The sequence below is a fragment of the Paraglaciecola sp. genome (assembly GCF_039943935.1).
Lineage (GTDB): Bacteria > Pseudomonadota > Gammaproteobacteria > Enterobacterales > Alteromonadaceae > Paraglaciecola.
Genome location: NZ_JBDUZQ010000024.1, coordinates 85,262 through 98,974, shown reverse-complemented (window position 1 = coordinate 98,974; position 13,713 = coordinate 85,262). Strand labels below are relative to the sequence as shown.

At 37.2% G+C, this 13,713-nt stretch carries 17 protein-coding genes; 9 read left to right on the top strand and 8 right to left on the bottom strand.

The features are described from left to right. Positions 1 to 42: 42 nt before the first annotated feature. Both ABJD71_RS16975 and ABJD71_RS16970 read right to left on the bottom strand, forming a co-directional pair. Complete coding sequence (locus tag ABJD71_RS16975; RefSeq protein WP_348172221.1) at positions 43 to 258, bottom strand: hypothetical protein; 216 nt, start codon at positions 256 to 258, stop codon at positions 43 to 45. 89 nt (positions 259 to 347) lie between these two features. Continuing rightward, a complete protein-coding gene (locus ABJD71_RS16970) occupies positions 348 to 980 on the bottom strand; it encodes a hypothetical protein (protein ID WP_348172219.1) in 633 nt (210 codons plus the stop codon). Positions 981 to 1,361: 381 nt separating this feature from the next. Here ABJD71_RS16970 and ABJD71_RS16965 point away from each other — a divergent pair, with 381 nt between their 5' ends. Continuing rightward, positions 1,362 to 1,532, top strand: coding sequence for a hypothetical protein (locus ABJD71_RS16965; protein ID WP_348172217.1), 171 nt, complete (start codon positions 1,362 to 1,364; stop codon positions 1,530 to 1,532). A 704-nt stretch (positions 1,533 to 2,236) separates the two neighbouring features. Here ABJD71_RS16965 and ABJD71_RS16960 read toward each other — a convergent pair. Next, positions 2,237 to 3,148, bottom strand: coding sequence for a nuclease-related domain-containing protein (locus ABJD71_RS16960; protein ID WP_348172214.1), 912 nt, complete (start codon positions 3,146 to 3,148; stop codon positions 2,237 to 2,239). A gap of 505 nt (positions 3,149 to 3,653) precedes the next feature. On the opposite strand from ABJD71_RS16960, the gene csm6 reads away from it, so the two are divergent. Beyond that, a complete protein-coding gene (gene csm6 / locus ABJD71_RS16955) occupies positions 3,654 to 4,199 on the top strand; it encodes a CRISPR-associated ring nuclease Csm6 (RefSeq protein ID WP_348172211.1) in 546 nt (181 codons plus the stop codon). A 489-nt stretch (positions 4,200 to 4,688) separates the two neighbouring features. Here csm6 and ABJD71_RS16950 read toward each other — a convergent pair whose 3' ends face one another. Further along, on the bottom strand, positions 4,689 to 5,597 hold the full coding sequence (locus ABJD71_RS16950; protein ID WP_348172208.1) for a LysR family transcriptional regulator: 909 nt from the start codon (positions 5,595 to 5,597) through the stop codon (positions 4,689 to 4,691). A gap of 146 nt (positions 5,598 to 5,743) precedes the next feature. Here ABJD71_RS16950 and ABJD71_RS16945 point away from each other — a divergent pair, with 146 nt between their 5' ends. Both ABJD71_RS16945 and ABJD71_RS16940 read left to right on the top strand, forming a co-directional pair. Further along, positions 5,744 to 6,196 (top strand): DoxX family protein, encoded by a 453-nt coding sequence (locus ABJD71_RS16945; protein ID WP_348172205.1) that lies wholly within the window; start codon positions 5,744 to 5,746, stop codon positions 6,194 to 6,196. 90 nt (positions 6,197 to 6,286) lie between these two features. Beyond that, entirely contained in the window at positions 6,287 to 7,228 is a 942-nt protein-coding gene (locus tag ABJD71_RS16940) for a glutathione S-transferase C-terminal domain-containing protein (RefSeq protein ID WP_348172202.1), read from the top strand. Positions 7,229 to 7,600: 372 nt separating this feature from the next. Here ABJD71_RS16940 and ABJD71_RS16935 read toward each other — a convergent pair whose 3' ends face one another. From ABJD71_RS16935 to ABJD71_RS16920, 4 genes are all read right to left on the bottom strand, one after another. Next, positions 7,601 to 8,170 (bottom strand): hypothetical protein, encoded by a 570-nt coding sequence (locus tag ABJD71_RS16935; protein WP_348172199.1) that lies wholly within the window; start codon positions 8,168 to 8,170, stop codon positions 7,601 to 7,603. A gap of 44 nt (positions 8,171 to 8,214) precedes the next feature. After that, positions 8,215 to 8,532: a hypothetical protein gene (locus ABJD71_RS16930; RefSeq protein ID WP_348172197.1), complete on the bottom strand. Its 318-nt coding sequence runs from the start codon at positions 8,530 to 8,532 to the stop codon at positions 8,215 to 8,217. Between the two features lie 140 nt (positions 8,533 to 8,672). Then, on the bottom strand, positions 8,673 to 8,849 hold the full coding sequence (locus ABJD71_RS16925; RefSeq protein ID WP_348172194.1) for a hypothetical protein: 177 nt from the start codon (positions 8,847 to 8,849) through the stop codon (positions 8,673 to 8,675). A gap of 508 nt (positions 8,850 to 9,357) precedes the next feature. Beyond that, entirely contained in the window at positions 9,358 to 10,233 is an 876-nt protein-coding gene (locus tag ABJD71_RS16920) for a LysR family transcriptional regulator (protein ID WP_348172191.1), read from the bottom strand. Between the two features lie 187 nt (positions 10,234 to 10,420). On the opposite strand from ABJD71_RS16920, the gene ABJD71_RS16915 reads away from it, so the two are divergent. The 5 genes from ABJD71_RS16915 (at position 10,421) to ABJD71_RS16895 (ending at position 13,270) form a co-directional block, all read left to right on the top strand. Then, on the top strand, positions 10,421 to 11,068 hold the full coding sequence (locus ABJD71_RS16915) for a DUF4386 domain-containing protein (protein ID WP_348172188.1): 648 nt from the start codon (positions 10,421 to 10,423) through the stop codon (positions 11,066 to 11,068). A 95-nt stretch (positions 11,069 to 11,163) separates the two neighbouring features. Continuing rightward, positions 11,164 to 11,685 (top strand): hypothetical protein, encoded by a 522-nt coding sequence (locus ABJD71_RS16910; protein WP_348172185.1) that lies wholly within the window; start codon positions 11,164 to 11,166, stop codon positions 11,683 to 11,685. Between the two features lie 18 nt (positions 11,686 to 11,703). Then, positions 11,704 to 12,234 (top strand): adenylate kinase, encoded by a 531-nt coding sequence (locus ABJD71_RS16905; protein ID WP_348172182.1) that lies wholly within the window; start codon positions 11,704 to 11,706, stop codon positions 12,232 to 12,234. 151 nt (positions 12,235 to 12,385) lie between these two features. Continuing rightward, positions 12,386 to 12,751: a DUF4440 domain-containing protein gene (locus tag ABJD71_RS16900; protein WP_348172663.1), complete on the top strand. Its 366-nt coding sequence runs from the start codon at positions 12,386 to 12,388 to the stop codon at positions 12,749 to 12,751. Positions 12,752 to 12,811: 60 nt separating this feature from the next. Continuing rightward, complete coding sequence (locus tag ABJD71_RS16895) at positions 12,812 to 13,270, top strand: hypothetical protein (protein ID WP_348172179.1); 459 nt, start codon at positions 12,812 to 12,814, stop codon at positions 13,268 to 13,270. The last annotated feature ends 443 nt before the right edge of the window (positions 13,271 to 13,713 follow it).

Here is a 13,713-nt window from a genome sequence, read left to right as displayed (position 1 = left end):
CACTTTTTTGTGGATATTCTCATGTAACCTCACGCGCCGACATTATTGAAGAAAACTGTTTTCCATATCACGCTCTACCAAGCCGACTTTTTCTAAATATCGCACAATACGTTGGCTGATGGTATGGACTATTTCGACCATGTCGCTATGAGATGGTGCTTTGATGCGGGTAAATGTCGTGCCGCCCCATGGGTTTTCAATGGTTGCTCCTTCTAAGAACAACATATGAAAGTGGAAAGGCCGGACTTGAACCGGCACACCATTACTGGCGGTGGATTTTGAAAAGACACTTTGCAAATTCTTTGCAAAAAACTGTATGCCAGTTTGCGCTGCGAATGGTCTAAAGTTTAATCATCTTTTCGTTGATCCCAGAAGCGAATTTTAGTTTCGCTAAATGTTTTGTCGAATTCTTCCCTGATATTTTTACCGTTATCGGGTGATAAAGTTTCAATAGCACCTAAAAAAAGTTCTTTCGTCTGATTTCTTTTGCGACCACCGTGAATCACAAAAGCTAAACTATCGAACACAATTCTATGGTGATTTTCGTCCGAATCAATATACGATTTCCTGCACTCATCAGTAACATCTTCCCAATCCACTCCTTTGTCTGCCTCCTGATCAAAATGAGCTGGAGTTAATTTATGAGGTGGAAGATCGTTAAAAATTTGAATACTGGCCTTATTAAAAATTTTACCGGCAAGTTCAGAACAAAAGGAGGACTTTTCATCTGACGCTAATAGAAACTTGTGATTGTATGATTGTTTAATAAAATAAATGCCTGCTCGTATTAACTCCTCTTCTTTTTCTTCAGGCAAAGCACGTAATCTTATGATCCTCCAATCGTCTTTGATCTCTTTCATCTCATCAAAAAGAAATCTCAAGTGGACACCACCGTCATCAGTAGCATGAATATATGTACTATCTCCTAAACATATCAAGACATGACTTGACCTAGCGTCTTTATATATAATTTTTTGCATGTACTTTAAATATTTCGAATGGTTTGTTTTGACCACAAACAAGCATTACGTCACCAGCTTTCATATAACTTCCTTTTAGCATAGTTAGAAACTAAATATGAGCTACCAATCAAAAGTCTAGAATATTACAGCACATCTTATTAAAGAGTCGAAACTAATGCCATTTTTAAAATAAAACTGGGGTCATGGTCAACTTATGTCTTCTATAGATGAATCAGTGCATTGCGATTGATTTCTTTACGTCCGCTTTGGGCGTTCACCAGTCCCTTCACTATGACTAGCGAAGGTCTGCAATATCGCTCGTTACAGACGATCGCCTGAGTGCCAAAAACTGTCATGTGATATAATTACAATATTCACTACTTTCTAAAGTGTTAGTTTATGACCAAAGATCACAAGGCGAAAGGTATTTTAAAGTACGTCAAAATTAACGATGCGATTGATGATGAAGCATCTTTGTCATCAGCAATTGAAGAAGATGATGAATTAATAAAGCTAGTTTTCGAGCGTGAACACCAAGAAGAAATCGACGTTGACATAGATTATTTGTAACGGATAACTTGACGGCGTTCATTCCTCACAAATTTAGGTCGATCTCGTACTATGAACATTGAAACTTTGTCAGTAAACGACTGCTTCTCGCTCAATGCAGACTATCAGCGGAGGTCGAAACCTATCGGCTCAAAGTGTCAGATCAGATGTGAGCTATTACATTTAATTGTGTTAACACCAAGCGACTTTGTCGTATCTGAAACTCTCTAGCGTAAATCCTCTACTCTTTAATGTCCGATTAATTTCCCATTCATTCATGTCTTTAAGATAAAAGGCAATACCCCGCACGGTATAATTTGGCATATATACCATTAAGGGTATATTTAAGCTTGGGGTATAGGTCTATAGTTATATCTTGAATGGATCTGCGCCGCTTCGCACTATGGATACTTTATCGGTAATGTTGACAACGCTATTGCTCAAGTCGAAGGTAAAATTCCCAGTAACTTTCCAGTCTACGTGGCGGAGGCAATTTTTCAGGACTGAGAAAGCAAGCAGCTAAAAAGTTGTTATAAGTATCAGGGAGAAAAGTCTGAAGTATCCTTACAAATAACATATAAAAATCATAAATATATTTTAAAACATTGGCCCTAACAGACAGTCACTCTAATTGGCTTGGGTATGAATATCCAAACATTACAAAACAGTTTGATTTCTGGTTAAACATAGCCGAAAAATTCCCTCATTTTATCTTTCCGAAATATTTAGATGATTTGCGTTTTTGAATGACAGTCTGAGCAAATTAGTGAGTAAACTGTTTTGTTTTTTGAGACCTTAGTATTCTTGCTCTTACATTCAGGGCAGGGCATTTTCAATGATGTGTTGGTGTCACATACATGACATTTAGCAAAGTAGCCATAGCGTCCATATTGTGGTGTCAGGTTGTGTGTTTCATTACACTTTTTACATTTGAGAAATGGCTCGCGAGAAACTTCACAGAAGGTAGGCTTAATGTCTACTTTGTTTGGTAATGGTTCTTGTTTTTTAAGCAAAAAACTGATGATTGATTGTAGTTCATCTTGGTTAAATTCTGCTCTACTATCAAGTGTCAAAGTTGATACAATTTTGCTCCTTAGTTTCATCACCTTTTTGAGCTTATCGGGTATGAATTCCGTTTTGACTACTTGTTCCGATATGGTTTTAGGAATGCTGTTTCTAGCGATTATGGAATTGCTCGATATTGCACACATATTGTGCCAACAACGCATACCAAAGCCTTGAGCTTTAATTCCAAATAGTTTGGGTAGAATGTCTAATCGATGCTCTTGTAGGTACTCTTTAAGTAGTTTTTGTTGCAACTCAACCTGCTTTATTGGAGACGCCATGCCGACCCATTTATTTCCAACGGTCCTTGACCATTCGCCTTCTTTATTAACATTGACTTCGCCGTTAATACTCTTGGATTCAATTAAAACGAAACCGAACGGGTAGATAATTAAATGGTCAATCTGGGCATTCTCACCGTTATGAGTAAACTTAAAGTCATTTATAACATGTACATTTTTGTGGTCTTTGAAGGCTCTTCTTAAGTAAAACGCCACGTCCTTTTCTTGTTGTTGGCCGGCTAGCGTGCGTGGGTCAACAGCATTAATTATTTGCTTGTCCTTAAGGATCATTATAAAAATTTCTCTGACTTAACTTTTCAATGCAAAATTGTACGGGTAAATTTTTTACAAGGTGTTATTTGAATATAATCTTACGTACAAGGGAAGATAACAAAAATACCTGTGTGGAAGTTGGGGTCTAAGCTTTTTGTTTCTGAGGCTGTCTAAGAGCTCAATCGGTGAGTTTTTATGACCTCAAGATAAGAACTGTTTTTTAAAAACGAGTCGGTTTGACGGTTTATTCACTTTTAAACTCAAAGGCATAAAGTACAAAGGTAGTGAAATTATCACCCGAATTCATACAAGGATCTTGGGAAAAGCCGGAACGGCTTTTATAAACCCACGGGTATTAAGTGCTACGGCACCGAGAAATATTACAAATTCTCATAGATGAGTAGTTTGTTAGTTAGGAGTTCTCACTATTGACAAGTTTGTCAGCCAACTATTTTTTAATTTATGTGTTTAATATATCTATCAACAGGATGTGATTGGAACGAAGCTTAGGATAAGCTAGGGCATGGATGCCCAATTACTGGATGAATCTTATGGAGTTTTTATGTCTGGGCCAAATCGTACTTTATTGTTAGCTGTTACCGGTATTTCTTCGCAAGTTGTCACCGAAACCTTATTTGTTATTTATCAACAAGGGTTAGACTGGCCTGATGAAATACAAATAATTACCACCTTAAAAGGCAGCGAAGAAGCTAGGCTAAATTTACTTTCTGAGGGAAAGCTAGCGGCACTATGCCAAGAGTACAACTTAACAGTACCCTCATTTAGTGACGAACAGATTTTAGTCGTGCCAGATGCTTCAGGTACAAAAGTAGACGATGCCAGAACCATAGAAGACCAGCAAGCCTTAGCTGACTTTATTACCCAAAAAGTTGCGGCATTAACGGCAGATAAAAGCTTACGAATTCACGCTTCTATCGCCGGTGGCCGTAAAACCATGACCTTCTTTTTAGGTTATGCCATAAGACCGGCAAGAAACAAATGGTATTCACTAATAGCCTCTCGTCCCGTCACAATAAGAATGGTAGCTAGGAATGAGGCTAGAGCTTGATCACTTAAAGAACCCGAGTAAGTTGAAAAGGTTAATTTAGAATCTTTAGCTGGCAAATCGAGAAATGTTCTAACTGTGTTATTTTCAACTTTACTCAGAAAACTTCCAATGTAAGGCAAAGCTATCAGTATTACTCCAATCATATTTACAAACGTGATTGTAAAACGCTCATTAACAGAAAATTCGTAGCCTGAGTTTATTTTTCGTAAGCACAGGGTTTATATCGGCAGCTGGTATTATCTTCTTTGTTGGAACTGTTGCAGTAACCGCTGTGTTCAATGTACCGCTTAATGACAAGCTGAAAGATGCACAAGAACCCAAAATAAAAGCTGCAAAGAATACCTATCTAAATGGGTCGTTTGGAACCATGTACGCACAGTTAGTGGTGTTGCTTCTGGTTTATTACTTTGCATGTAGATGCTTTTGAAACATCACTAACACCTATGACGATACGATATTTAGGTGTTAACCTATTCACAAATTGTAATGTTAAAACTGGTCCCAGATAGGTGTGTCGCCATAATATCTGCTGATAAAGTCAATAAATGTTCGGAGTTTGTTGGCCATCAAGTTTCTATGAGGATAAACAACATATAGCCCCATTGCGTCAGGTTCATACTCCTTCAATATTATTTTTAATTTCCCGTGCTTTATTGCTTCGCCTACAAGGAATGTGGGCTGAAGTGCATATCCTTGCCCAGCTATTGCTGCATTTACCAAAATATCTCCATTATTACTCGAAATACTCGTAGCTTGGTCTTTTATCGATTGCTTGAGGGTATCAAAAAGTGGGTTTGAAGGATGATCATAAGACATGTAGTCATAGTGGAGATAGTGCGCCGGTATAAGCTGTTTCGGATGTTCAGGTGTCCCATATTTTTCTAAGTACTCTGGTGAAGCAACTAGCACCAGCCGTATTGTTGTTATTCGCTTTGCTATTAATGAAGAGCTTTTTAAATGCCCAATTCTCAAAGCTAAATCAAACCCTTCGTCAACGACATCAACTTTTCGATCATTTAACTGTAAGTTTATACCCACCAATGGATACTGCTCTTTGAAGTCACTAATTAATATTGACAAGTGCTTTATTGAAAATGAAACAGGCGCGTTAATGCGCAATAGGCCTTGAGCTTGGTTTTTTAAGTCTCCAAGCCCACTTTCCATATCTCCTATACGTTCAAGTATTTGCTTAATATGGAGTACACATTGTTCTCCAGCTTCAGTTAGACTGACCGAGCGAGTCGTGCGGTTAAGCAACCTGACCCCTAAGTATTCTTCTAAATCTGAGACATATTTGCTGACTAATTGATTTGACATTTCGAGCTTATCTGCTGCACGAGTAAACCCACCTTCTTCTGATACAGAGATAAAGGCTTTCATCGTTTCTATCCTATCCATAAGTCACCCTATAATTCACCTATTACAAATACTGTGTTGGTAATCATTCAATAAATATAGCATTTATCAATGTTTATTATAAAGGTAATCTTGTTTCAAGCTAAAATTAATTAAACACAAAACTTAAATCTGAAGAGGAAAAAACAATGAATAAATTAACACTGAATAAATTACTTATATCAAACGCAGGCGCAGGATCTCTGGCTTTACGTATTCCTGTTGGCATCATTTTGGCAGCTCACGGGGCACAAAAACTATTTGGTTGGTTTGGCGGTTATGGTCTTGATGGCACGGGACAATGGATGGCAAGCATTGGTTTAGCTCCGGGGTTTCTAATGGCATTGTTGGCCGGGAGCGCAGAGTTCTTTGGCGGAATAGCATTATTATTGGGTTTTGCAACCAGACCCGCCGCCGCATTAAGTGCATTTACCATGTTGGTGGCTATTTTTAGTGTGCACATCGCAAATGGCTTGTTCATGAGTAATAACGGTTACGAATTCGCATTAAGCCTTTTAGCTGCAACAGTTGCATTAACTATCCAAGGTGGTGGTGCTTTGTCAATCGACAATAAACTTAGTGCTTTGTTAAATACCAAATAGAAAACAATAAATACGTGCAAATTTTGAAATCATGTAAACAATGCGTTTTTAGCCTGACGGCGAAGCGCATAAAAATATAGAGAAAATATCATGTTAGTTAACGGAAAATGGCAAAGTAAATGGGATCCAGTACAGAAAAAAGACCGTGAAGGTCGCTTTATTCGTCAAAGTAGCGTCTTTACACAGCGAATTACTGATGCAGAATCAGCAGTTGAACAAGGCCTTAGACTATACGTCGCTTATATTTGTCCTTGGGCCACCCGTACGCTTATCGCTCGCTCTTTACTAAGCTTAGAGCAGGCAATTGAGCTAAAAGTAGTTGAGCCTCAACTGGGAGATTTGGGGTGGAAGTTCGGTTCATTTCCAGGGGCAACTAAAAGTGGTATTGAAGGTTTAGAATTTGCCCACCAACTTTATACCATTACCGATGATCAATATACAGGTCGTGCTACAGTGCCAATTCTTTGGGACATACAAAACAATAAGATCATTAACAATGAATCTTCCGACATATTGCATATTTTTAATGAGGATTTAAGGTCTATACATCATTCAAACATTAATCTTTACCCAATAGAGCGCCAAGAAGATATTGACGCTTTTAACAATAGTATTTATGAAAGCGTAAACAACGGCGTTTACCGAGCTGGCTTTGCATCAAGCCAACAAGCTTATAATGAAGCTATAGTGTCGTTATTTGAACGATTGGAAACCTTAGAGACACATTTTCAAAACAATGATTATGCAGTGGGTAAGCAATTAACGGAGAGTGATATTCGATTGTTTGTTACGTTGACACGTTTTGATGTTGCTTATCATGGATTATTTAAAACGAATATAAAATCGATTGGCGAATTCCCAGCGATATCAGCTTATTTAGAGCGTTTATTAAAAATTGAGGCGTTTGCAAAAAATACTCGTATAGAGCATATCAAAGCCGGTTATTACTCAATTAAGGCTTTAAATCCATCACAGATTGTGCCGCAAGGCCCCGAGCTTGATTGGTTTAAATATTTACCGAAAGGAGTATGATACGACACTGTAGTTCTTCGTATTCATGAACATTGGTGTTGTTATATTTGAAATGCCAATTTAAGATATTTTGTACGCTGTCCTTATTCAAATTATCTTTAATAATGTGCTGACGACAATGGAATTGGGCCAAAAGGACTTGGTTCATCACTGATTGACCTCTCAACATATTCTATTTTCACATCTACTTCACATCATAAACGCTAAAATTTTATCGCGACTTAATTATCTTATTGGCATATCATGAAACTGAAATCTTCCATTCTAGTCGTTTTTATAGGAACGGCTTTATTCTGCCACTACACCTACACGAAATCTGAGTAAGCGAGTTTTTACATAGACAAACAACACTTATTCCGATAAGCGCTTAATTCACACTGCAATTTTATTCAACGCTAATGGTGAAAACGTTGTCTGTATTGATACATACTCGTTCATTAAACCTGTGTTCGCCGGTTGAAAAAGATGATTCAAACCTTCCATTACGTGAACTTCGTTAAAGGAATTTTTTCCAACCAGTAATTCCTCAAATACCGGAATATTAGTGATGGGGTTTAATTGAGTATCTTTGCTGCCATATAGCACCAATGTAGGTACCGTTAATTTCGACAGATAAATTTTGTGGTCATGCATTAAAAAATATTTTGTCCAATTCGAACTTAATTGTTCAAGCCTAGCATCTGACAATTGGCCTCCACCTCTGGCCATTAGTTTATCTTTCGATTGCTTTGGTATTGCATCCCAGGCCTTTTGATAACTAACGAGTAATTCGTCCTTTAGAAGAGTATTATCCTTATTATTTAAGACAGTATGATTTAACTGTGCAGTGATTTGAGCACCAAAATTCGCTGTATCTATATCTAAGCCAATAGACAGCCGTGTGTCTTTTATTTGCGTGATGGCAATTTCATTGCCTGTTAGACTAGGTCCAGCAAGAGACACAATATAACCAACCTTAGAATTTAAGTCTGCTGTAATAGGCGCTATTAAACCGCCCTCGCTGTGTCCGATAAGACCGATGGTACTTGTATCGATATTTTTTTGTGTTGCAAGAAAATCGACTGCTGCACTGGCATCGTGAGCAATACAACCGCAGGAAAGTTACTACCGTTTAGTGGTGTGGTTAATGTGCCGGTAAGCTTTATATCGGCTTCTGAATTTGTGAACGTAACTATTTCCTCTTTATATCCGTATGGTTTTTTAGGCTCTTGAGGTCTTATCATGGGGTCAGTGGACGTTACTACTTGCATTTTTGTAAGAGATAAGGGGAGTTCATTTGGACCCTGCTTCCAAATACCATTCAACTTTTGTTTACCATCTGTCTAATTTGCAATAAATTCGGCTTGAGCCGCGTTTATTGCAAAAACTATTTTAGATTCTTTAATAATAATTTCACTCACTGGTATACCCATAGCACCTTGGTTTGGGCTATCTAGGGTTGCCTTTAACTCACCGTTAGGTGATGAACGTTAAAAACCAGTGGGAATTCCTGAATACCTGCTTTTAGCTCACCTGACCAACTCCCAACGAGGTCAGAATGTTCTATCGCAAGTAGGCTAGTTGAGTACAGTATCGAGCTGACACACGATAACAGTATTAAAAGCTTCTTCTTTAATTTCATTTGTTATTCCCATTTTTGTTTCTATTTTGCTAGTAGCATCTAAGGTTTACTCAAATAGCAGAGTACTTAACCTTACCTATGCCATTATCAAAAGTATTAGTATTTTGTTTTAGCCACCGATTAGTGTTTGTTACCTCATAACCTACATTTCGCGGAATAGAGAGGCCTTCAAGTCTGAATGGCGTTAGTATAAATCTGATTGAAAACACTTAAAAATTTCAATTTTATAAGGATATTCATACAAATGAGTGGTTTCAAGTAAAGAAAATACACACCACTAATTCAAATATGAATAGCAATCTTGGAGGTGATGCATTTTTCGTTAATTCAAACTTAGCGATGCGCATGCTTATTCAGGTAAATTGAAAGCTAGTATATTGCGTTAAGCAGAGATAATTTTAATGAGTATAGTGGCACATAGTGAGTCGAACGTTTGTGCATCATAAATTTGGCTTATTTTGCCGCTACACGCTTTTAGCATGATAATTTTAATAAATTATTTATTAGTTTATTTTTCGCCTAATTCACGACTAATAAAATCAAAAAGGTAGCGAATTTTTCGGCTACTTCTTAACTCTTGATGACATACTAACCATAGTTCTAGCTCAAAGACCGAACCTAAATTTTTAAATGCCTGTGCTAGCTCAGGAATGCTATCTCCAATTGATTGCGGTAAAACAGCCACTCCCAAACCTTGCTTTGCCATTTCGATATGGAATGGCTGAAAATCTGACTTAATCGCAATGTTTTTGTCAGCAATAGCCCAACCTTTTTCGTCAAGATATGAGATAAAGTAAGCACTGTCTTCAAATCCAATCACCTGAATATTTGAAAGTGCTTTATCATTTTCTGTGTCATATTTGCTCAGTAGTTTTGGCGTGCCGTAAAAAAATATAGATTCCGTTTTGAGTTTACGAGCAATTAAGTTTTCCTCGCTTGGACGGACGTTTCTTATTGCAATGTCTGCCTCTCTTTCTAGTAAATCACTTTTAAGATTGGATACATTCAATTGCACCTGTATAGATGGCTGCTCTTGTCTGAACTTACTAATAAAACTCGGTATTCTGTAAATAGCATCTAATTGATTAACAGACAAAGTGACAGAGCCTTGAATATTATGGGACAGTCCTTCTGCCTTTAGGGTTGTTTCACTTGCCAAGGTTTGCATTTGCTTGAGCTGTTCAAAAATAATTCGGCCTTTTGGTGTCAAAAGCAATTTGTTCTTGGTTCGTTCAAACAAAGGTAAATTTAATGATTCTTCTAATGCAGCAACTTGTCTTCCCATTGTTGGTTGCGAAACGCCCATTTTTTTTGCTGCCAATGACAACGACCCAGCCTCAGCTGTGTAAATAAACGCTTTTGCATTGTTCCAATCAAAATCCATTATTCCAGCCCCTTAATTTTACTATTCATATTTGAATAGATATTATGCATTTTATTCGATTGAAATCCAATTGTAGCCTGATTAATCTTATATAAATAATTTTTGTTACTTATTAAACTACATTACGATACGGGTTTATTCATTTTTGAATAGCCAGAATTAAACGTTTTATGAATTAAGGAATGCGATGAAAAAGATACCCACTAGACATCTCTATTTGTTATTTGTAGTTAGCTATTTCATTATCTTAATATCCGCAGTATTTGCGAATTTTTTTGTCATTGAGTCGATTAAAGCCGATCCAATTAATATTGTTCTGAACAATAGTTTACTCATCAGAATCGGGGCTCTAGCTTTCTTGATAACGGTTGTGTTTGACGTAGTGATAACGTGGGTATTGTACGAACTGTATCAAGAACACACTTTAACTAAGCTATGTTGTCTATTTCGCTTTATGCATGCCTGTTTTATGGGTGTTGCAATATTTAGTTTGATTTCAATACCGTCACTATCCGAGAAGGCAGTCATTCTTCAGGCCGTTAATCAATTTAACAATATTTGGCTAATTGGCTTATTTTTCTTTGGCTTTCATCTACTGTTATTAGCGCTCCTGCTGCCGAGGCCCAAATTCCTTGTTGTTTTACTCATGTGGGCAGGTTGTGCCTATATCTTAGATTCGGCCATGACATTTAGTATGTCGGACTATAGTGACTATGAATGGTTTTTTATGTCATTTTTACTCATACCCAGCTTATTAGGCGAAACATCACTGGCTATTTGGTTTTTGGTAAAACGGGGAAAAACTCCAAAAGAAGCGTACCCATTGCAGTACTGAGCTAAAGCAAATTTATGATCAACGACACACCGGTTTTGTAATCAATGTTAAGTGACACTATCACTTATTTGTCAACACTTTAGGAAGTTAATATTATGATAACGCCAATAATTATCATCATTTTACTTGTATCACCTTTAGCTATAGCCTATTTCATTGGGCTAGTTAAAGGAACATTAGTAGCAGTTCGAAAATACGCCTTATGGGGTTTGGGAGCCACTTTTCTATTCTTCTCAATTGGTCATTTTGTTAAAACCGATGAAATGATTCAAATGTTGCCGACATGGGTGCCATTTCGGTTAGCAGTCGTCTATGTAACAGGTGTAATTGAGTTATTTATAAGCATTGCGCTGTTTACTCCGAGATTTCAAAATAACGCGACAATGATAGCGATATGCGTTTTTGTTTTGTTCTTTCCGGCTAATGTCTATTCAGCAATGAATGCAAACGACTTTGGCGGGTATCAATGGGGACCAATCTATTTGTTAGTTAGAACACCTTTGCAACTATTCCTCGTAGCCTGGGCATATTTCTTATGCTTAGACAGTAATAAATGGCCCCGCCTAACTAGCAAGCTTAATACTAAGTTGCGCAAAAACAATCCTGTTTCACTTTAAGCTCTATGAGAGGCAACAATGCAAAAAATTGCAATATTTGGCAAGCCCGCTAACGGTAAGTCAACATTGAGTAAACAACTAGCCTATTCAACTGGGATCAAGCTACATGCTATAGATTCGATCTTCTATCAATCTGACGGAGAAGAAATTCCACGGAAAAGATTCGAGGCTATACATGAAAGTATCATCACTAAAAAAAGTTGGATTATAGAAGGTTTTGGACCGCTAAATTCCTTAGATTCCTTCTACGCTCGACTAAAAGCTGCTGATACTTTGGTCTACATCGATTTACCGTATTTCACCACTTATTGGCTAGTAACAAAAAGACTCATAAAAGGATTGTTTGTAAAGCCTGACGGGTGGCCCGAAGGTAGTTCAATAATAAAAGGCACCATTAAGACTTACAAGATATTGAAGGCTTGTCCTCAATTTTGGAATGATGATTTTGAAGAACAATTGAGAAACTTCAAAGGTAAACGCACCATTTACCATATCCGCTCAATTTCCGAGCTTAATAGTTTCATTAGCAATGCCAAAAAGCCTTTTTGAAATCGACAGAAATGAGACGATTTACGGTAGCGAAAAATCCAAAGAGTAGTGTTAAACATTATGGTTCTGGCAATGTGGAAACAAAAATACCACCTTTACAGTGCAAACGATGAGCAAAATAACAATGAATTCAAATACAATTTAGCAACAAATTGAAGCGGCTGATAGGGCCATTATGGAGAAAGACTTCGATACATTGATGTCTTTCTATACTGAGGATGCTTTGCTGGTAATTGAACCTGGTCGCAACGCTATCGGTAAGTGTCAAATTAAAAATGCCTTTATTAAAATAAGTGAATATTTTGATCAGGGATTAAAAGTAAAACAAGACGGATTAGAGGTTCTAAAAAATGGAAACACAGCATTGGTTTTGGCTCATACAGTTGTTTCTGCCCCTAATTTTCCGGCTGTTAAGCGCAGCGCAACATATGTGTTCAAAAAATCAGAGGGTAACATCTGGTTATGCGCTATCGATAATTCATACGGCCATGAAGTAATCCGAAAACCACTTATATAAATGCCAGTATTAGTTTCTTAAGTAAAAGCAAATATGACCATAACCAAATTTAGGATATCCATGAAAACACTATTGACGCTTGCAACTCTTATCTTTCTACCTTTTTTGAGTAATGCTCAAGAAGTCACCTGTAACGATGATTGTAAGACAGATCTTATTGAGAGTTATTTAAACGATATTGTCAAAATTTTTGTGCTTGGGTCTAAGGTTGATGATATCGATACATTTTTATCTCAACTTCACAATGATATTAAATACGAACATAAGGAATATGATGCAGATTTTACCAAGCTCAAATGGCGCAAAGCATTTATTCGCCAGCATGAAAAAGGCTTTTATCAAGAACAGAGAAGAATGCAAGGGAAAATATTAAACATTATCTATGGGAAAAACCACGCGGCGGTTGAATATTCATATGGTTTTTTAGATAAGGACGGTCATTGGAAAAAAGATCATGTGAAATTTGCGTTATTTGGGTTTAAAGAATCAAAGATTTCTCTGGTTAGAGAGTATTGGTGATATGCGAAAAAGTATCTCTTTGGCGGAATATGTAAAGAAAAGAAATGGTGTCCCACTGGGTGCAAAACGCTCATTTAGGAATATGCTATATCGTTCATTAGGCGCAAAATCTTTTGCAAAGTTTTGGTACTATTGGAACCCAATTTGGAGTTTTTACCTCACCAAATATGTCATGAGAGCCAGTTTAGTATTCTTGCCAAAGTGGATTTCCGTCCTTGTTACATTTATCGTCAGTGGCTTAATGCACGACCTAGCCATATCGATATTTTATCAAGAGATTTATGTTCTTTTCACTCCATGGTTTGGCTTAATGGGGTTAGTTGTCGTCTTGACGAAAAAATTTAAGATTTCATACGCCGATCACCCGTGGCTTGTCAGGACTCTTGCGAATAGCTTTTTTCTCGGATCTAGCTTCAGCATTGTTTATCTTGCACTTATGTGAT